13 protein-coding genes are annotated in these 19,828 nt (G+C 68.5%); 6 read left to right on the top strand and 7 right to left on the bottom strand.

Features of this window, described 5'->3' with window-relative positions; genetic code table 11:
- Position 1: 1 nt before the first annotated feature.
- The gene (locus tag O3597_RS25090) at positions 2-2,974 is read right to left on the bottom strand and encodes a BTAD domain-containing putative transcriptional regulator (protein ID WP_281604632.1); all 2,973 of its coding nucleotides are present in this window, start codon (positions 2,972-2,974) and stop codon (positions 2-4) included.
- Between the two features lie 88 nt (positions 2,975-3,062).
- On the bottom strand, positions 3,063-6,179 hold the full coding sequence (locus tag O3597_RS25085) for a BTAD domain-containing putative transcriptional regulator (protein WP_281602560.1): 3,117 nt from the start codon (positions 6,177-6,179) through the stop codon (positions 3,063-3,065).
- 690 nt (positions 6,180-6,869) lie between these two features.
- Between O3597_RS25085 and O3597_RS25080 the strand changes: the two genes are divergently transcribed.
- The 5 genes from O3597_RS25080 (at position 6,870) to O3597_RS25060 (ending at position 12,631) form a co-directional block, all read left to right on the top strand.
- A complete protein-coding gene (locus tag O3597_RS25080) occupies positions 6,870-9,380 on the top strand; it encodes a bifunctional diguanylate cyclase/phosphodiesterase (RefSeq protein WP_281602559.1) in 2,511 nt (836 codons plus the stop codon).
- 13 nt (positions 9,381-9,393) lie between these two features.
- Positions 9,394-10,716: a glycosyltransferase 87 family protein gene (locus O3597_RS25075; RefSeq protein WP_281602558.1), complete on the top strand. Its 1,323-nt coding sequence runs from the start codon at positions 9,394-9,396 to the stop codon at positions 10,714-10,716.
- On the top strand, positions 10,713-11,345 hold the full coding sequence (locus O3597_RS25070) for a phosphoribosyltransferase family protein (protein ID WP_281602557.1): 633 nt from the start codon (positions 10,713-10,715) through the stop codon (positions 11,343-11,345). The genes O3597_RS25075 and O3597_RS25070 overlap by 4 nt, the downstream gene beginning before the upstream one ends.
- Positions 11,346-11,367: 22 nt before the next feature.
- Positions 11,368-11,760, top strand: a complete 393-nt coding sequence (locus O3597_RS25065; protein WP_164448796.1) for a zf-TFIIB domain-containing protein — start codon at positions 11,368-11,370, stop codon at positions 11,758-11,760.
- A gap of 196 nt (positions 11,761-11,956) precedes the next feature.
- The gene (locus O3597_RS25060) at positions 11,957-12,631 is read left to right on the top strand and encodes a maleylpyruvate isomerase N-terminal domain-containing protein (RefSeq protein ID WP_281602556.1); all 675 of its coding nucleotides are present in this window, start codon (positions 11,957-11,959) and stop codon (positions 12,629-12,631) included.
- A gap of 41 nt (positions 12,632-12,672) precedes the next feature.
- On the opposite strand, the gene dnaB is transcribed toward O3597_RS25060, so the two are convergent.
- Entirely contained in the window at positions 12,673-15,504 is a 2,832-nt protein-coding gene (gene dnaB / locus O3597_RS25055; protein WP_348650366.1) for a replicative DNA helicase, read from the bottom strand.
- Positions 15,505-15,999: 495 nt separating this feature from the next.
- Between dnaB and O3597_RS25050 the strand changes: the two genes are divergently transcribed.
- Positions 16,000-17,655 (top strand): hypothetical protein, encoded by a 1,656-nt coding sequence (locus O3597_RS25050; protein WP_281602554.1) that lies wholly within the window; start codon positions 16,000-16,002, stop codon positions 17,653-17,655.
- A 77-nt stretch (positions 17,656-17,732) separates the two neighbouring features.
- Here the strand turns inward: O3597_RS25050 and rplI are convergent, their stop codons facing one another.
- The 4 genes from rplI to rpsF all read right to left on the bottom strand — a co-directional run bounded on the left by rplI (position 17,733) and on the right by rpsF (position 19,373).
- Complete coding sequence (rplI, locus tag O3597_RS25045) at positions 17,733-18,179, bottom strand: 50S ribosomal protein L9 (RefSeq protein ID WP_164448792.1); 447 nt, start codon at positions 18,177-18,179, stop codon at positions 17,733-17,735.
- Positions 18,180-18,192: 13 nt separating this feature from the next.
- A complete protein-coding gene (gene rpsR / locus O3597_RS25040; protein ID WP_007073789.1) occupies positions 18,193-18,432 on the bottom strand; it encodes a 30S ribosomal protein S18 in 240 nt (79 codons plus the stop codon).
- 41 nt (positions 18,433-18,473) lie between these two features.
- On the bottom strand, positions 18,474-18,983 hold the full coding sequence (locus O3597_RS25035) for a single-stranded DNA-binding protein (protein ID WP_164448791.1): 510 nt from the start codon (positions 18,981-18,983) through the stop codon (positions 18,474-18,476).
- 99 nt (positions 18,984-19,082) lie between these two features.
- Positions 19,083-19,373 carry a 30S ribosomal protein S6 gene (gene rpsF, locus O3597_RS25030; protein WP_093409369.1) on the bottom strand — a complete coding sequence of 97 codons (291 nt, stop codon included), beginning with the start codon at positions 19,371-19,373 and terminating at the stop codon, positions 19,083-19,085.
- Positions 19,374-19,828 lie beyond the last annotated feature (455 nt).

The following is a 19,828-nucleotide window of genomic DNA, read 5'->3' as shown; positions in this document are numbered from 1 at the left end:
ATCAGCAGGTCGGCGTGCGCCGCTTCAGCTCGGCGAGACGGTGCTCGATCTCGAACCGCTCCGGTGCCCCGGTCGGCACGATGAGCACCAGTGCGCGCTCCAGATGTCGCCGCGCCTCGGCCGGGTCCGCGACCAGCAGGTGCTCGGCCAGACCGGCCAGCGCCCGGGCCTGCTCGTAACGGTTGTCGATCCGGACCGCCAGGTCGAGCGCTCGCCTGTGGGCCCGCACGGCGGCGTCGATGTCGCCGTCGGCCGCCAGCGTCAGGCCGAACTCGTTCAACGCGGTGCACTCCGCCTGCCGCTCGGCCGAGTGGCCGGTGAGTTCCAGCGCCAACTCGTGCTGCCGCCGGGCCTCCGCGAGCAGACCCACGCCGCGATAAGCCATGCCCATCACGCTGCGCGCGTCGGCCTCTCCGTACCGATGCCCCGTCTCGGCATAAAGGATCATGGCGGATCGCAGCAGCCGCAGTGCCTGGGCGTGCTCACCCTTGCGAGTGCGAACGGCGGCGATGTGGCTCAATGCGTTGGCGATCTGGTATCGGTCACCTTCCACCCGCGCCCAGAGCAGATGACAGCGATGCACCCGCAGCGCTTCCTCGTAGCGACCCAACCAGGTGAGGGCGATGCCGACGTTCGGCAGGTGTACCCGAACCTGGCCTATCAGCCGCATCGGAAGGTCGCGTAGTGCCGCCAGCGCGAGATCGGCGGACTCGTGAAAATCACCCACCAAGCAGTGCACCACGCTCAGGTTCCCCCGGATCCGGGCGATGTCTCCACGGTGGCCGATTGATTCAGCATCCACCAGCGCAGATTTCAGGCACCGGACCGCCTGGTCATGCGAACCGGTCTTGATCAACGCCGAGGCGAGGTAATTTTTCATGACGCCGACGGCCCGGCCGTCCCCCGCCTGCTCTGCGGCGGCCAGCCCCAACTCGTGCGTACGCTGAATATCCTCGAAGTAGCCACGTACGTAGTAGAAGCGCCACAGCACACGGGCCATCTTCCAGGTGTAGCCGTGGAGTGAGTTCTTCGCCGCCAGTTCGATGAACAGATTCAGGTTGCCCCGCTCCCGCTCGACCCAGTCGATGTCGACCGTCTCGGAACCAGGCAGGATATCGGGTCGCTCCGGCGCTACGTCGCCAATGTCGCGGTAGATGTCGATGAGCCTGTTCAATGACGTCGTGGCGACGATCGACAATTGCATGACCTGGTCGAGCAGACTGGCGAGCGCAGCTCTTCGCACCTCCACCGAATCTGTCTCCAGGCACTTCTCGCGGGCGAACTGTCGAACCAGGTCGTGCATCCGGTAACGACCGTCCTCCGATTCTTCGACCAAGTGACGGTCGACCAGATCGTCGAGGACATGACTCGCTTTCGCGTACGACAGGCCGGACATCGCCGCCACCATGCTGGTGCAGTAATGTCCGGTGTGTAGACCCAGTAAGCGGAACACCCGCTTACTCACCTCGTGCAACGGCTCGTACGAGGCGGTGAAGGCCGCAGCGACGCTGCGCTCACCTGTTCCGAAGCTGGCCAGCCCAGAGTCATTCGCGGCCAGACGAGCGGCGAGGTCGACCAACCGGCGGTTGCGTCGGTGAGCCAGTCGCGACCCGACCAGCCGGATCGCCAGCGGCAGGTAACCACAGTTACGGACTATCTCTGCGGCGGATTCAGGTTCCGCGTGCACCCGCTCTTCGCCAGCGCTGACCGCGAGCAGGCGGACGCCCTCTTCGGGCGACAGCACCGACAGGGATTCGGGAGGCCCGAGATCCAGGTCGAGAAGTCGACGACGGGAGGTGATCAGGATGACCGACGACGCGGTGACCGGCAACAGCGGAGCAACCTGGTCACTGTCCGCCGCGTTGTCGAGCACGACTACCACACGGCGAGCGGACAGTTCCCTGCGCCACAACCCCCGCCGTTCGTCGACATCCACTGGAATTCGGGGTGCCGGCACACCCAACTGGCGCAGGAGCACCACGAGGGCGGTGGCGGGATCCATCACGTTGCCCTCGTCGTGACCGCGCAGGTCGACGAAGAGTTGACCATCCGGGTGCGAGGCCGCCAGGCGTCTGGCGACCTGCACGGCGAGGGTCGTCTTGCCGCTGCCCGCCATCCCGTCGATCAGGTGAACGACGGGTGCCGGGCCTGCGCCGGCTCGACTCCGGCCGACCATCCGCTCGACGAGGGCCTCCCGGCCAACGAAATGAGCCACCGGTCTGGGTAGCCAGTCCCAATCCGTCCGACCGGTGTCGGGTTCCGCCGAGGTCCGCGCGCTCGACCCGTCGCTGCCACCAGATGCGGCTGAGACGGCGGCCGGCACCGCGGCCAGTCGCTGCTCGGTCATCTCCTGATGCAGTCGTCGGAGATCCGGTCCGGGTTCGACGCCGAGTTCGGTCCGCATCACTCGGGCCGCGGACCGAAACACCGAGATCGCGCTTGTCACATCACCGCGTCGATGCAGGGCTCTCATGAGCAGCAGCAGCGCCGGCTCACGAATGGGATGGGTGGCAACGGTTCGCCACAGCAGCGGAAGGGCTTCCTCGACGCGGTCCGCCGCGAGGTGGAGATCCGCGAGGATCTCCACGGCGAGGAGGTGCTGCTCCTGAGCCGCCGCCACGTCGGCAGCCAGCGAAGCTCCGAGAGGCACACCCAGCAGAGGTGGCCCGTGCCAGAGGGGCATCGCCCGCCTCAGCAACGACCGTGCGGTCTCGGGTTCGTCGCGGATGTTGAGCTGACGGGCTCGATCGACCTGGTCGAGGAAGTGGAACAGATCCACGTCGTCGGTGGCGATCTCCAGTCGGTACCCACCACGCTGACGTACCAGCACCCCCCGGCCAGCTTCGTGCGCCTCGAAGGTCCGTCGAAGGTTTGCGGCGTAGGTCCGCACATTCGGCACGGCCGAGCGCGGCGGGTCGTCGGGCCAGATCTCGTCGATCAGCCCCTCTATGGCGACCGTCCGGCTCGGGTTCATCACCAGCTTGGCCAGAACGGTTCGTTGCTTCGGCGTGCCGAGGTCCACCCCGGACGAGCCGAACGAGACTCGAAAGCCGCCAAGCACCTCAATCTTCAATTTCTAACCCCCCGTGAGGCAGGGCTAGAGACAGCGCGGACGGCGGTCGATGCAGGCTTTCCGCCGGCTGCTGGGCTTCGGCTTCAGCTATGCGCCGGGCGACGTCAATCCGCTCTGGCACCCCCATCCGTCGGAAGATCGCCAACGCCCGCGTCCAGTGCCGGAGGGCCTCGGTCGGATCGATGGTCCACAAGTGTTCGGCCAACCCAGCCAGGGCGCGCCCCTGTTCATAGGGGTGCGCCACCCGAGTGGCTACCCGCAGCGCCTCGCGGTGCAGTTCGATCAACCGTGGGGTCTCCGCGGAACCGGCAAGGGTCAACGCGAGGTCGTTCAGGGCCGCCGCCTCCACGTGGGGTTCACCGGCATCGGCTGCCATTCTCCGGGCGGCCTCGTGCTCGCGGACCGCTTCACCCGTGCGCCCGAGACCACGTAGGGCCACCCCGAGGTCGTTCCGGACCTCGGGCTCCGCGTAACGGTGTCCGGTGCGTTGCCGCATGACGAGCGCCGTACGCAATGCGCGGACTGCCACGTCGTACTGCCCCATGCGGCACTTGACCGCACCAATGTGACCGAGCGCATTGAGTATATGGAACTGGCTACCCAACTGGCGTCCGAGGTAGAGGTGCAGGCGATGCACGCGCAGCGCCTCGTCGTATCTTCCGAGTAACGCCAATGACAAGCCCAGGTTCGGCAGGTGAGTGGCGGTCTCATGGATTTCCGAAATGGTGCCCTTTCGCATGCGGTGCAGTCCCGTAGTCACCGCCTTCTCGGGTTCACCGAGGAGCCAGTAGATTGCTACCAGATTCGCCTGATACCGCGCGTGGTTGATTCGGTCACCACGGCGCTCACAAATCTCCACGGCCTTGTCCACGTGCGCCAACGCACCTGGATAGTTGCCGGTCCGCAGATAGGCCGAGGCAAGATAGTTGTGCATCACGGCCATGGCCTTCTCGTCGCCGATCGTTTCCGCGGCCGCAAGACCCTGGCGATTTGTCATGACGATGTCGTCATAGCATCCCCGCGTGTACAGAAAACGCCACAGAATCCGCGCCAACTGCCACGTTTCCTGGTGGAAATCCCAGTCATGGGCCCGGCCGACGAGCATGACCATGTTGGACCGCTCGGTCTCCAGCCACTTCTCGGCAGCGTCGTACTGCATCTCGACCAGGTCAGGGCGACGCGCGGAGCCGAGCGAGACATGGATACCGGTACGGCCCACCTCGAGGTTGTCGGCCACCGGAAAAGAGATGTGCAGCATCAGATCGAGAAGATCCGCGAGCGCCGCTCTTCGCACACTCGCCTGGTCCACCCGGTTGGACAGATCATTGGCGTACTGCCGAATCAGGTCGTGCATCCGATAACGCCCCACCGTCAACTCCTCGATCAGGTGGGAGTCCAGCAGGGCGTCCAGTACGTCGGCGGTCTCGTCGAGCGACAGGCCGGCCAACGCGCTGGCGGCCAGCAGGCCGAACTCGTCTCCCGGATGCACGCTGAGCAGTCGGAAGAGTCGCTGCGCTGGTTCGTCCAGCGAGGCGTACAGGGCGGCGAACGCACCGGCCACACTGCGGTCCCCTGAGGTCAGGTGATCCAGCCGGCGCGCCTTGCTCGCCAGCAGCGTTGCCAGGTCCGCCACCCGCCAGTTCGGACGATGCGCGAGCCGTGAACCGGCAAGCCGGATCGCGAGCGGCAGGTGACCACAGCTCTGCACCACCGCCACTGCCGCCTCGGGCTCCGCAGCCACCCGCTCCGACCCTGCTGTGGACGCCAGCAGTGCGACACCCTCCGCCGGGTCGAGTAGCGGCAGGGACACCGGCGGATCGACGTCAAGCCCGCTGATCCGTCGACGGGAGGTCACGATCACCAGGCTTCCCGGCGCCGTGGGCAGCAGAGGCCGGATCTGCGCGGCGTCGGCCGCATTGTCCAACACGATGATCACCTTGCGACCAGCCAGGTCGCGACGCCACCGGTCGAGCCGGTCTCCGGGGTCCGGCGGTATCCGACCGGCGGGTGTGCCGAGTTGCCGCAGCAAGGTCGCCAGAGCCACCGGACTGTCCAGCTTCTCGGCGGGGTCGTGGCCTTTGAGGTCGATGAACAACTGGGCGTCCGGAAATCGGTCGGTGAGCCGGTTGGCGACGTGTACCGCAAGCGTCGTCTTGCCGCTGCCGGCCATGCCGTCGACGAGATGGACTGCGCAGTTCTGCTCGCCGGCCCGCAGGGTCATGGACAGCAGGTGCTCAACGGCGTCGGCACGGCCCACGAAGTCCGGAACCGTCCGCGGGAGGTAGGAGAGCAGTCGGGACTCCTGGTCGTCGGCAACAGCCGACTCCCTACCCAGCGCTCCGGTTGCTCCGGACCGGCGAGACCGGGCGTCCTGCCGACTGATACTTCGATACAACCGTTGCAGTTCCTCCCCGGGCTCGACGTTCAGTTGTTCTCGCAGGGTTCGACGAGCTGCGGTGTACGCCGCCACGGCACCGGCGGCGTCTCCCCCCAGGTGGAGCGCCCGCATGAGCAACAGGTGAGCCGGCTCCCGCAGCGGATGCATGGTCAGCAGTTCCCGTAGCACCGGCAGTGCCTCGTCATAGTGGCCGAGCCGGACCTGCAGCTCGCCGTACAACTCGGTGGCCAGTAGCCGATCCTCGGTCGCGGCGGCCACCTGGGCGGAGAGCCCGGGTCCGAGGGCTGTCCCGGCGAGCATCGGTCCGCGCCAGCGGGCCAGCGCACGGGATACGAGTCGCACCGCCTCCCGCTCGTCCACGCTGAGGAGTCGCCGTGCCTCGGTCACCTCTGCGCGGAAGGCGCAAAGGTCCACGTCCGAGTACTCGACATCGAGCCGGTAACCGTTCCGAGCGCGGATCAGCACGTCCCGATCAGGAAACATCGCCTCAAGACCGCGCCGTAAATTAGCCGCATAAGTACGGACATTCGGGATAGCGGAGGGAGGTGGGTTATCGGACCACAGCTCGTCGACGAGTTGTTCGACCGACACCAACTGCCCCGCGTTGCAGGCCAGCATGGCCAGGACGGTCTGCTGCTTGGGCGTTCCGGGCGGCAACGCCTGTGGGCCGAGGCGCACCGCGAGACCGCCGAGAAGCTGAATCTGCACCCGACCCCTCTGACCGCATTCAAAGGATCACCGTATGCAGCTTAACGCTGCCGGCACCCGCCATGTTGCACTCCGTCACGGCGAGCTCAACCGGAGCGGCAAGAAACGGAGCAGGCTTTCGGGGTGGGAGCACAGGTTACGTCTTAGGGAACAGCTGAAGACGAAGCACCTCGAATCTTTACGCACTCTCGCCTCCTCGACCGCGGCGGACAATGGTGTAGGGGCGGCCCAGACAGCGGTTGAACGGCGCACCCACAGATCGTCGACCCCAACGTGGAGCAGCGGACGTATCGGTATTGCAGTCGGCCCACTTCGTCGGTGCGCGGCACCTGTTTGACCCGTCACACTGACGGGTAGCAGGATCTTCTTTGTGTTCGACCAACACCGAAAACAGCCTGTACGCGTACTTCTGATCGAACGCTGCGCACGGACATCATAGACAGAACGTCACGAATCAGGACGGTATTGGCTGATAGAGAGCATAGCGACATTTATTATCGCTAAGCATCAGGTTCTCTACTTAAGCTCCTCCCATCACGCGAGGCGGGCACGTTCAATCAGGATTCCCGCTTCCCGACGAGTGAGGAGTAGGACATGAAAGGCAGCGAGTGGGCCTGAGGCTCCAACAAACTTCCCGACCGGCCTTACCGAGGTAGGGTGACCTGAGGTAAGGGCGCGACCTGAGGTGTCATGACACTTTTCGGGCAAGGCGGCACTGAGACCGATCGGCGGCTACGGCTGCTCGTCGGTCTCGTCGTCGCATCGGCAGGGATAGTCGTCCTCGCATCGACAAGACTCATCCTGACCTCCACCACACCGAGGTCGCTGGACGACTTCGCGACCATCGCGACGGTGGTCTTCATGATCGCGGTGGGCACGTCGGTCAAGGCGCGAATACGCATCCGGTCAACCACCCACCAGATCAACTGGAACGAGATGGCCATCGTGATCGGAGTGGCCGTCGCTCCGACATCCTGGGTGGTGTTGTGTACCGGACTTGGTGTCGCGATCGCATCGTTCCGGCTGCCGGTCATCAAGAGGGCGTTCGGCGTTGGCAAGAACATCCTCGTCGCCGGGGCCGCCGGTGCGACCCTGGCGCTCCTGGACTGGTCCCGGCCAGCGGAGGACCTGCTCCGCATGTCGCTGATGCTGGCGCTGGCCTACCTGGCCGCCGCACTCGTCGACGACCTCCTCGCCATTCCGGTCATCGCCCTGGCCACCGGAACCAGGATTTCCCGACAATTCCGGGACAACCTGGACCTCCGCGTCGGTGGCTTCTGCGTACGTTTCGCCGTCGCCCTCTGCACTCTCCTACTGCTGGAGATCGACACTCGGTTGCTGCTCGCCGTTCCGCCGCTGGTGCTCAGTCTGCACCTGGCGTACTCCGGCAGGATTCGGCAGCGCACCGAGCAGCAGGTGTGGCAGCGGCTCGCCCAGACCACCGACGCGCTCAACGTGGTCGAGCTGCACGAGGTCCTCACCACCGCGGTCACCCGGGCGGCCGAACTCTTCTCCGCCGACGAGGTGGAGGTCGAGCTGCGCGACACCGACCGGGTCGTGCGCGGCGGCGCCGACGGCGTCACATACGACGGACCGGCAGCCGAGCCCACCACCGTCCAGGGCGCGGTGGTCCCTGCCCGCCTGGAAGGGCACGACAAGACGGTCGACGTGGGCATGCTGCGGCTGCGCTTCCGCGGACCGGTGAAACTTTCCGAGCGGGAGCACTACACCCTCTACACCTTCGCCTCCGCGCTGTGCACCGCCATCCGCAACGCCCAGGCGTACGCGGAACTCGCCCGGGTTGCCCAGGCCCACGCACACGACGCGACGCACGACGCGCTGACCGGCCTGCCGAACCGGCGTCACCTGCTCGACGCGGGCAACGACCACTTGGACCAACGGCACGCCGACGGGGTCACCGCCCTGGTGCTGATCGACCTGAACCACTTCAAGGAGGTCAACGACACCCTCGGCCACACCGCCGGTGATCAGATGCTGGCCGCTGTCGCCGCACGGCTGCGGGCCGCCGCCCACGCCGAGGACCTGGTCGCCCGGCTCGGTGGCGACGAGTTCGCCGTACTCATGCGCGCCCTGCCCGCGCCCGCGGTCGCCGCGCACCGGGCCGAGACGCTGCTGGCGGCGCTGCACGAACCTTTCGACCTCGACGGCATGCGGATCAACGTGGAGGCCAGCGGCGGCATCGCCGCCGCCCCCGCCACCGGCGGCATGGTCGAACTGCTCCGGCGTGCGGACGTCGCGATGTATCAGGCCAAGCGGGCCGGGCAGCGTCTGGCCAGCTACGCGTCCGCCCGGGACACCGCCGACCTGGGTCGTCTCACCCTCGGCGGTGACCTGACCCGGGCCGTGGCCGACCGTGAGTTCACCGTCAAGTTCCAGCCGATCGTCGACCTCGGCAGCGGTGAGGTCATCGCCGCCGAAGCGCTGGCCCGATGGCGTCACCCCACCCACGGGATGATCGACCCGCTGCGCTTCCTGGAGACGGTCGAACGTTCGGGCCTGCTTCCGGCCTTCGCCGAGGCCATCCTCGACCAGGCCCTGGTCGCCGCCGGCACCTGGCGCGACGCCGGCTTCGACGTACCCGTGGCGGTGAACGTCTCCCCCCGCAGCCTGCTCGACACCCGGTTCCCCGATTCGGTGCTGGCTCGGCTGCGCGCCCACGACCTGCCACCCGACCGGCTGATCCTGGAACTGACCGAGACCCTCACCCTCAGTCAGCTCGACGTCGTCGACCAGGTTCTCACCCGGCTACGTGCTGGCGGCGTCCGGCTCGCCCTGGACGACTTCGGCACCGGATACTCCTCGCTCTCGCTGCTCTCCCGCATCCCGGTGCACCAACTGAAGATCGACCGGAGCTTCGTCACCGCCATGGAATCCTCCACCGAGGCCGCCGCGATCATCCGTTCCACCCTCGATCTCGGTCGCAGCCTCGACCTCGCCGTGGTGGCCGAGGGTGTGGAGCGGGAGGCGCAGCGACACACCCTCTGGGAACTGGGCTGCGCCGCCGGCCAGGGTCATCTCTTCGCGCGCCCGCTGCCCGCCGGAACACTGCTCGCCGCCCTCAAACGCGGCACCGGCGGCCGGACCGGCCACCTGGCGGTCGCCCTGCACGACGCCGGCGCGGTGGTCCGGCTACCACAGGGACGCCGACAGGGTGGCCGGGGCCGTCACCAGCCGGCCTGACAGACTTGCCCGGGTGAGCACCACCACCCCGACCCGCCGCCGTACCGGGTGGTCGCACCGGCTCGACACCGCCGCCGGAGGACTCGCTCTCGACCTCGGCCTCTACGCGGTCTCCGCCGCCTTCGCCGCGATCACCGCAGCCACCTCCACCCTCCTACCGCACCGAGCGTGGGGCGGCGTGGCCGCGTTCGGCTACCTCGCCGCGGCGATCATGGCGCTCGGTCAACTAATGCTGCGGCGCCACCGGCCCGGCTCGGCGTTGACCGGAGTGCCCGCACGCTGGCTGGTCACCGTCCTGACCTGGACCACCGTCGTCCTGCTTCCCCTCGTTGTGCAGAGCGTGCAGCGCGCGGCGGGACGCACCGACCGGGCCCAGGAAGAGGTGCTCGTCGTCGAGGAGTCCGGGCGGCGACTGGTCGAGACCGGCACCCCCTACCTGGGGCCGGACGCCATCGCCGCGCTGCCGCCCGGCGAACAACTACTCGGCTACACGCCGTACCAACCGGGCATGGCCCTGTTCGGGCTGGCTCGCGCGGCCAGCGACGCGTGGTGGAGCGACGCCCGGGTCTGGTTCGCGGTCGGCACCGCCCTCGCCCTGCTGCTCGCCGTCCGCGTCCTGCGCCGACCCGAGGGGATGGCGACGGTCGGGCACGCCGCGGCCGTACTGCGCGGGGTACAGGCCGCCACCGTCCTGCCGATCTGCGCACTGACCCTCGCCACCGGCGGCGACGATCTACCCGTACTCGCGCTCTGCCTGCTGGCCCTCGCCCTCGCCGCCACCGCTCGACCCGGTTGGGCCGGCGTCGCCGTCGGGCTCGCCGGTGCGCTGAAACTCTTCGCCTGGCCGGTCGCCGCCGTCCTGGTCAGCTGGGGCATCTGCCGCCGGGCCGGCCTGCGCGTCGCCGCCGGCGCACTGGGCGTACCCGCCGCCGCGCTGCTGCCCACCCTGCTGGTGGACTCAGACGCCCTGGTGGAGAACGTGCTGCGGTTCCCCCTTGGGCACGGTCTGGTCTCCAGCCCGGCACAGTCACCGTTCCCCGGTCACCTGATCGCCGAGGCGCTGCCGGCGGGTCGGGCCGTGGCGGCGGCTCTGCTGGTCGCCGCGGCGGCGGTGATCGCCGTCCGGCTCGCCCGCCGTCCGCCCCGCACCGCCCGCGCCGCGGCGCTCGTCTGCGGGTACGGGTTGCTCGTGGCGATCCTGCTGATGCCCAGCACCCGGTTCGGCTATCTGCTCTATCCGGTGGCGTTCCTCGTCTGGGCAGCGGCACTCGACGTTCCCGGGATCCGGCAACCGGCGAGCGAAGACGACCCGCAGGGCGTAGACCTGAAGGCATGACCACCTACCGCGACCGCAACGAGGCGGGCCGGGTGCTCGCCGACCGACTCACCGCCCTGATCGGCGAACCGGACGTCGTCGTGCTGGGCCTGGTACGCGGCGGCGTGCCGGTCGCCCAGGTAGTCGCCGAACGCCTCGGCGCACCGCTGGACGTGCTGGTGGTCCGCAAGCTCGGTATGCCGTGGGCTCCCGAGGTCGCCTTCGGCGCGCTCGGTCCGGCCGGCGTACGCGTGCTCAACGACGTGGTGGCCGGGCAGCTCAGCTCCGCCGACATGGCCGACGTACAGCGCCGGGAACAGGCGGAACTGGACCGACGCGAACAGCTCTACCGGACCGGCCGGCCTCCGCTGGAGCTGACCGGCGCCACCGCCGTCATCGTCGACGACGGGCTGGCTACCGGGGCGACCGCCCGGGCCGCCGTGGCGGTGGCCCGTCAGCTCGGCGCCCGTCGGGTGCTGGTCGCCGTGCCGGTCGGTGCCCAGGACGCGTACGAGACGCTCTCCGGCGAGGCTGACCAGGTGATCTGTGCCCAGCGGCCGGAAGCCTTCACCGCTGTCGGGGCGTACTACGACGACTTCCACGAGGTTTCCGACGACGAGGTGACGGAGGCGCTGGCCGCGTCCGCGTGAGTAGACCAGGTACCGTCGAACAATGAGCCTGACCTGTCCCAAGTGTCACGGAGAAATGCGTCAGTACGAGCGCAGCGGCGTCGTCATCGACCAGTGCGGCGAGTGCCGGGGGATCTTCCTCGACCGGGGTGAGCTGGAGAAGCTGTTCGAGGCGGAGGCCAACTGGAGCGCGCAGCAGACCCCTGCCCCGCCGCAGCCGGCCCAGCAGGCACCCCGGCCGGGCGGCTACCAGCCCCCACCTCCGCCGCCCGCGCCACATCAGCCGGGCTACGGTGCCGTGCCGCCGCCCCCGCCACCGCCGCACGGCTACCCGGCCCCGGCACCTGCCTACGGCCACGGTCAGCAGCACTACGGCTACCACGGGCACTACCGCCGGAAGAAGCGCAAGAGCTTCCTCGACGAGATGTTCGGCTGAGCCGTTCAGCCGCGGAAGACCGGTCCGGCCGAATGGCCGGCCGGTCTCTCACCGCCACAGCCAGCCACATTTCGGAAAGCCCGGCCGGTCGATCGCCTGAGCCCGTCGGGATGCCCGGCTGAAGCCGCGCCCGTCCGGCACCGCCCGACAGGTCGCTGAACGCGCCGGCGGTCGCCGGCTGTGGGACGCTGCCGGCATGGGGTCGCGAGCTTCGCACATCGCACTGGCCAACGCGTACGACGGCATCAGCACCGTGGTGGCGGACCTGGACGACAGCGATCTTCAGCGACCGACCCGCTGTCGCGGGTGGCTGGTCGCTGACCTGCTCTTTCACGTGCTCTGCGATGCGCAGCGGGCGCTCGTCGCGCTGGCCAGCCCCGCCGACGGACCGGCCACCGTGGACTCCGTCAGCTACTGGCACTCTTTTCCAGGCGGCGACGGGAGCGCCCGGCACGCCTGGTGGGCCCGTCGCTCTGCGGCCGCATTCGACAGCCCGTCCGGAGTGGTTCGACTCTGGGCCGACACGGCACCGGCCGCCGCGCGCGCCGCAGGTAAGGCGGATCCGGCCGGTTTCGTCACCACTCAAGGGCACGTGTTGCGGGTAGCCGACCTGCTGGACACCTTCACCACCGAAGCTGTAGTCCACCACCTCGACCTGGTCCTGGATCTACCGGACGCGCCCGCGCCCGGGCCGGCCGCGACCCGGGTCGCGGTGGCCACCGTGGACGCCCTGCTCGGCGGCGCCGTTACCCGACTGGACGGCTGGAACGACCACGACTACCTGCTCAGGGCCACCGGGCGGCTGCCGCTCGGTGAACCGGAGCGGCGCACTCTCGGCGAATTCGCCGCCCGCTTCCCAGTGCTCGGCTGAGCCCGTGAACCTCGGCTGAGCCCGGACTCGGTTGGGCCAGGTCAGACGATCGCCATGTCGACGAAGCGCGACAGGTGCAGCTGAGCGGCGACGGTCACCGTGTCGGTCGGACCATTCCGGTGCTTGGCGACGATGAAATCCGCCTCCCCGGCCCGCGGCGACTCCTTGTCGTAGTAGTCGTCACGGTGCAGAAGTATGACAACATCGGCATCTTGCTCAATTGAGCCGGACTCGCGCAAATCAGACAATTGTGGGCGCTTGTCGGTACGTTGCTCCGGGCCACGGTTCAGCTGGCTGACCGCGATGACCGGACACTCGACCTCCTTGGCCAGCAGCTTCAGGCCACGCGACAGGTCCGCGACCTCCTGCTGCCGGCTCTCGGTACGCTTCGGCGACGTCATCAGCTGGAGATAGTCGACCACAATCAACTTGAGGTCATGCCGCTGCTTGAGCCGACGGGCCTTCGCCCGGATCTCCATCAGGTTCATGCTGGGCGTGTCGTCGACGAACAGCGGCGCCTCGCTGATCTCACCCATGCATCGGGCGAGCTTGGTCCAGTCGTCGTCGGACAGTTGCCCGCTTCGCAGCACGTGCAGTGGCACTCGGGCCTCGGCCGAGAGCAGCCGCATGACGATCTCGACCTTGCTCATTTCCAACGAGAAGATCGCCGATGCCTGGTTGGCGCGGATCGCGGCGTTGCGCGCGAAGTCCATGCTCGCGGTGCTGTTGTGCGTGGGAATCATTGATCGACCGGCCAAGTAAAGGTGATCCTCATTGTCGACCGTGACGCACCGCACGGGGACACTCGGCACCGGTCGCACATCCACGATGTAGCGGGATCGGGTACCCGCCCGGCCGACCGCGTGTCGGCGCGTAGCGTGCGACTCCCGCTTCCTGGTCAGCCGGAATACCTCGTCCGCCGTCGAGAAGCTCAATGTGAAAGCCGTCGAGCTTTCGGGGGTACGGCCGTTGACTCGCTTGCGGTTGATCGAGCATCGGTAGCCCAGGCTGACGACGAGCTCGTACACATCCTTGGCTAGCCGCTCCGAGGTGGTGGTGTACTGGACGTGTCCGGCTGCCGCAGCAGTACCGTCGGTGTCGAGCAGTCCCGCCAGCAGCTCCCGTCGCTGCTCCTCCGAAGCTCGGAGGTAAGGCTGCGGAATGTGCTTGTCGTTCAGGACACCGGCGGCTCGAAGCAGCCCGGTGAACGAGCCACGCAACCGGTGACACGTTGCGCAGTGGCGGGCGCCGTTCCAGCTCGACTTCGTTGTCGTACCGCAGGTCTCGCAGCCTCCGCGGTCGGCGGTCCCGACCATGCCCCTCGACCTGGCGCCACACGTCCTTCCGCAGGTTCTTACCGCAGACGCGCGGGGAGTGAAGATGACGCCGCAGACGATGCAGCGACGATCGTCGAGTGGTGCCCGCGGTGGCAGCTTGATGCCGTAGGAGTAGGTCCCGCTTCCCGGGGCGACGATGAAGCCATCGGCTTCGACATACTGTGCGATCTCCGGGTCCGCCGACGTGAACCGGGCACCTGCCGAGTGCCCGTCGCCCAGCCACACGCCAAGCGTGTACGGGGGGATCGGCAGGTCCTCGCGGGCGGGAAGGGACAGCGGTTGAGCATTGGTCACCGCGTGGTTTGCGCGCCCGTCAGCCGGATGCCGCAGTGTCGCGGCGATGTGTTCGGTAGTTACGGCCCGAGGGTGTGCCACAGTCGTATTGCTGTTCATGACCCGACTCACCCGGCTCAGGTGGGCGTCGAACAGGGCATGGGCGCTGTAGGCGTCGACCGTCCGACGCCAGGGCTTGCCGTTTCGCGAGTACTGACGTTCGACCGTGCCGGCGATGCCCACCTTGGCCGCCACTACGTGCAGGACGTACCGGAACCGGGATCCGGCGATCTCCACGGCTTCCCGGTGGGTGACAAGCCGGTCGGGGATGGCGGTGACAGCCCGGTGTACGGCTGCCGCCTTGGCGCGTGCCGAGGCATCCCACTGGTAGCGCGGCCGGAGCTCATTCTGTTGGCGGCGTGAGGCCCGGGTGGTCGTCGTCCACAGGTGCTCGGCATCGGCGACGATGACTGATCCGTCGGAGAACTCGACCTCGTAGCAGGGGCGGTCGTGGCGCACCTCGTAGGCGTGCGTGACGGTGGTGGGGCGGCCGTCCGCACCGATCAGCTGATCGCCTACCTGCACCTCACCCATCGTCGTCCAGCCGGTGGGGGTCGGCAGGGGTGTGTCGAGTGCCAGCGCCTTTCCAAGGCCAGGTCGCCCCGCCACAATGATCAACTGGCCGGCGTGCAGCCCGTTGAGCAGGCGGTCGAGGTCGGTGAAGCCGGTCGGCACGCCGGTCATCACGCCGCCCTGGGCGCCGACCGCCTCGATTTCGTCGAGCGTCGGTTGCAGCATGTCGGCGAGGATCGCGAAGTCCTCGCTGACCCGGCGTTCCGTGACGTCGTAGACGGCCTGCTGCGCCAGGTCGACGATGTCGTCCACGTCCCGACTGCCGCCGTTCGCGGTCCCGTAGCCGAGTTGGACGATCCGGGTGCCGGCCTCGACCAGACGTCGGAGCACCGCGCGTTCGCTGACGATCCGGGCGTAGTAGGCGGCGTTCGCGGCGGTCGGCACGCTCGCGATCAACGTGTGCAGGTACGGAGCGCCACCCACCCGAGCCAGATCGCCGGAGTCGGCGAGTGCCGCCGCGACTGTGATGGCATCGGCCGGCTCGCCCCTGCCGTAGATCTCCAGGATGGTGTCGAAGATGGTGGCGTGCACCGGCCGGTAGAAGTCGTTGGTCTTGAGGATCTCGACGACGTCGGCGATGGCGTCCTTGGAGAGCAGCATGCCGCCAAGGACGCACTGCTCCGCAGCCACATCCTGCGGCGGCGTCTTGTCGAACTGACCGTCGCGTGGCCCGTTGCCGGACTGCTGCCCGCCAGCCGGGAACGACTCCGTCCGCCTGTCGTCGGTGACCGACACCGGGCCCCCCTCCACTGCGTCGGATCGGTTCCAGGCTTACCGCCCGGGTGCGACAACGTCGACCGGCCGCTTCGATCGGGGGCCATCGGATCAGCAGGTCGTGGCCACCATACGGAGTCCGAGGTCAGCCACTCAACCGTGGCGGTGGATGAGCCTCGGGACAACCTGTGGACTCAGGTGGACAAGCATGTGCGTAGCGTGTGCACAGGGTGTGGATAACGGATGGGGAATTCTCGCCGATACTGCTGTGACCTGCTCAAACTCTTTCCCCAGCCTGTGGAGGGAATTTCCGGGTAGGGCTTTGTCCTGAACCTCCCGTAAGATCGGTGGCCTACGGCTACACCTGGACAGCGGATTGCACGTTCGGTTGAGAAGGGTCACGCTCCGGCCGTGAGTTACCGGGACTGGGCACGCGGGGAGGACGGTCCGCGCGAGCGGCGACCGACCGCTTCGTGGGCCGAGCCCGTCGAGGAGTCACGGGCCGGACGTTACGACTCGGCGGTCGAGCGTTATCGCACCCCGAGCCGTCGGCGAGCGATCGAGCGTGGCCAGGAGGAGCCGGCCGAGCCTTATCTGCCGCGCTGGGCGCTGGAGTCGGGCGTTGGCAGCGTCGACGGCGGTGGTCGGCATGCCGCACCGGACGACGATGACGACGACCGGCCGCGCTACGGCGACGGCGGCCGACGATCGTCAGGGGTCTACCGGAGTGAGCGCAGCCGGCGCTCCCAGGAGGCTGACTGGCGGGATCCCCAACCCCGCGCCATCGCCTCGTCGCCCGCGGTGGCACCGCAGTCCGACCATACCCGCGAGTGGACCTTCGACCGTCCACAGGAGGAGGGGTACGTCGGCAGCCGCCGGGCCGAGGAGGACGATCCGGTCTCCGGTGTGACGCCGCAGAGCCGTCCCCGCCGCGCACAGTCCCGCCGACACCAGGTGACCTGGTCCGGGCTGGAGGACGAGGCCGCGCAGACGTCCGACTCGGAGCCGGCCGCCGCCCCGACGCCGCGACGTCGGCGGCGGGCGGCGGAGCCGGCACCCGGTCCGGCCGTGGATCCCTGGGACCGTGCGACGGAGCCGTGGGATCGAGCCGCGGAACCCGAGGTACGACCACCCGCGGTGGATCCGTGGGACGCCTCCGGTCTGCACGCCTGGCAGCAGCCCGCCGGTCTTGACCGTCGTGCCGATTCCGCCCCGGTCGACCCCTGGGACGCCGACAGCACCAGCCAGTGGCTTCAGTCGTCGGCGTCGGAGCAGTGGCTGGAGCCGGACAGCACGGGCCAGTGGGACCGCGACCCCGAGCTCGATCGACGGGAACGGCAGCGAGACCGTAACCGGTGGGAGGACTATTCCGAGCCGGACCGCTGGGATCGTACGGAGCACCCCCGGTCGGATGGCGCACCTGGTGTCCAGCAGTGGTCGTGGAGCAGCCGGCCGGAACCTGAGCCACCGCAGGAGACCTTCTGGCCGGGCACCCGACTTGCCGGTGATGATCCACGTTGGGTGGACGCACCCGCGTCGGCACCACGGTCGCCGGTGGTGGGCTACACGGCGCCGCGTCCCCGGTCGGTGCCCCGGCGGCGTACCGCTGCGGTGCCGCAGCCTGGGCCGGTCGGTATGGCGGCGGTACGACGCCGCATCGAGTCGGTGGGCAACGCCAGTTGGAACCGCCGACTGGAAGACGACCTGCTCGATCCCGATCCGGGTGGTCCCTGGCTGCCGCTGCTCTACACGGCGGCCTGTTACGTCCTACCGGCGGTCGTGGTCTTCGTCTGGCTGCTGACCCTGGACGGGGCGCCACCCGTGGGCTGTGTGACCGACATCAGTGGCGGTGGGTGTGAGTCACCCCGGGCGCGGGCGTTCGGGGCGATGGTGGGCGGGCTGCCGCGGTTCGGCCTGGCCCTGGTCAGCAGTCTGGCGATCGCGACGCTGCTACGTCGGGTGGGTACGACCTGGCGTCCGACCACTGTGGCGCTCGCTGCCGCCGTGGTGGGTGGCGGCCTCTCGACGGTGATGATCAGTGCGGTGACCGGCCAGCCCATCGGTTGACGGGTACTCCGTGGGAGACGACGCGGGGCCCGCACCGGTGGACGGTGCGGGCCCCGGGTCGTTCGCCGGTGCCGGTATCAGCCCTGCACGACGTTGAGGTTGAACGTGGCGGTCACCTCGGGGTGCAGCTTGATCCGCACGGGGTGCGACCCGATCGACTTGACGTGGCCGGAAACCTCCAGCCGCCGCCGGTCGAGGGACGGGCCGCCGGCCGCCTTGACGGCGTCGACGATCTCGGCCGGGGTGACCGAGCCGAAGAGCCGGCCGCCTTCACCGGCACGGGCCTTCAGGGTCACCTTGAGGGCCTCGAGCTGCGCCTTCACCTCGTTGGCGTGATCCAGGTCGCGGATCTCGCGGGCCGAACGGGCCCGCTTGATCAGAGTGACCTGCTTCTCCGCGCCCTTGGTCCAGGCGATCGCGAAGCCCTGCGGGAGCAGGTAGTTACGGCCGTAGCCGTTCTTGACCTCCACGATGTCGCCCGGGGCACCGAGCCCGGACACCTCCTGCGTCAGGATGATCTTCATGTCGGTGCCTCTCTCAGCGGGCCGTCGCGGTGTACGGCAGGAGCGCCATCTCACGGGCGTTCTTGACCGCACGCGCGATCTGCCGCTGCTGCTGCGAGGTGACGCCGGTCACCCGCCGAGCGCGGATCTTGCCGCGGTCGGAGATGAACTTGCGCAGCAGCGCGGTGTCCTTGTAGTCGATGTAGGTGATCCCGTCCTTGTCGAGCGGGTTCACCTTCTTCTTCGGCTTGCGCAGTGCCGCAGCCTTCGCCATTGCTCTTGCTCCTGGTTTACGATCACGGGCGCTCGGCGCCATTAGAACGGAGGCTCCTCGTCGAAGTTGCCGCCACCCGAACGTGCGGGGGCCGGTGCGGCCGAAGCCCAGGGGTCGTCGAAGTTGCCTCCGCCGCCCTGGCCACCACCGCCACCACTACCGAAGCCGCCGCCACCGCCGCCGGACCGGGACATCTTCTGCACCTTCGCCGTGGCGTAGCGCAGTGACGGGCCGATCTCGTCGACCTCCAGCTCGATGACGGTGCGCTTCTCACCCTCGCGGGTCTCGTAGGACCGCTGACGCAGCCGGCCCGAGACGATCACGCGGGCGCCGCGCTGTAGCGACTCCGCCACGTGCTCCGCGGCCTGCCGCCAGACGGTGCACGAGAGGAACAGCGGCTCGCCGTCCTTCCACTCACCGGAGGCCTTGTCCATGAACCGGGGCGTCGAGGCGACCCGGAACTTGGCGACCGCGGCACCGGAGGGGGTGAACCGCAACTCGGGGTCATCGGTCAGGTTGCCGATGACCGTGATGGTGGTGTCTCCTGCCATGACCAACTCCTCGCGCGCTCATCCGTTCTGCCGTACAGGTTCTCAGAACCCTCCGACAGTGACGGTGAGGCTGATCCGGGTGGGGCCGGGGTGGGTTTGCTAGCGCATCTCCGGCCGGAGGACCTTCGTACGCAGCACGGACTCGTTGAGCCGCAGCTGGCGGTCCAGCTCGGCCACCGCCTCCGGCGTCGCCTGGAGGTCGATGACGGCGTAGATGCCCTCGGCCTTCTTGTTGATCTCGTAGGCGAGGCGCCGGCGGCCCCACACATCGGTCTTCTCCACCGAGCCACCCGCGGTCCTGATCACATTCAGGTACGTGTCGAGCGACGGGGCGACGGTGCGCTCCTCGAGGCTGGGGTCGAGGATCACCATGATCTCGTAATGACGCAAGACGTGCTCACCTCCTGTGGGCTATGCGGCCACGGTCCTTCCGTGGCAGGAGGTCGTGCGTCGTGGCCCGTTCCGGCACCGGGGGAACCCGACCGGGGACGGACAACCGGACCAGGATACCCGGCCCCGACGATCACCATCCCCGAGGTGGCGGGGCACGCGAACCGGGGGTCCGCGCCGACGTCACTGTCGGCGCGGACCCCCGGCCACGGGGCCGCGGGGCGCCTGGTCCGCATTCCTTGGGTGGGACCTGGGGAGGAACGACCACACCGATGAGGTTGGACCGGAGACGCCCCGCGGAGCTTTATCACGTTGTTACCTGACGTTATCGCGGAAGCCGGTGCTTCACGGGGCAAATCCCGGAATTACCGACAATTTCCCTGTCGAAGCTCCGGCCGGGTCGCCGTGACCGGAGGATCCATTGGCATCAACGACTACCGTCGGTGCCGGTGACG

The organism is Verrucosispora sp. WMMA2044 (assembly GCF_027497155.1).
Taxonomy (GTDB): Bacteria; Actinomycetota; Actinomycetes; order Mycobacteriales; family Micromonosporaceae; genus Micromonospora; species Micromonospora palythoicola.
The sequence above is the reverse complement of the archived record's forward strand: the minus strand, read 5'-3'. Positions and strand labels throughout refer to the sequence as shown.

What these genes read in the sequence shown, in the direction of transcription:
- O3597_RS25090 (WP_281604632.1), bottom strand. Translation starts at nt 2,974, where the DNA reads ATGAACCCGAGCCGGACGGTCGCCATAGAGGGGCTGATCGACGAGATC.
- O3597_RS25080 (WP_281602559.1), top strand. Translation starts at nt 6,870, where the DNA reads ATGACACTTTTCGGGCAAGGCGGCACTGAGACCGATCGGCGGCTACGG.
- O3597_RS25070 (WP_281602557.1), top strand. Translation starts at nt 10,713, where the DNA reads ATGACCACCTACCGCGACCGCAACGAGGCGGGCCGGGTGCTCGCCGAC.
- O3597_RS25065 (WP_164448796.1), top strand. Translation starts at nt 11,368, where the DNA reads ATGAGCCTGACCTGTCCCAAGTGTCACGGAGAAATGCGTCAGTACGAG.
- O3597_RS25060 (WP_281602556.1), top strand. Translation starts at nt 11,957, where the DNA reads ATGGGGTCGCGAGCTTCGCACATCGCACTGGCCAACGCGTACGACGGC.
- rplI (WP_164448792.1), bottom strand. Translation starts at nt 18,179, where the DNA reads ATGAAGATCATCCTGACGCAGGAGGTGTCCGGGCTCGGTGCCCCGGGC.
- rpsR (WP_007073789.1), bottom strand. Translation starts at nt 18,432, where the DNA reads ATGGCGAAGGCTGCGGCACTGCGCAAGCCGAAGAAGAAGGTGAACCCG.
- O3597_RS25035 (WP_164448791.1), bottom strand. Translation starts at nt 18,983, where the DNA reads ATGGCAGGAGACACCACCATCACGGTCATCGGCAACCTGACCGATGAC.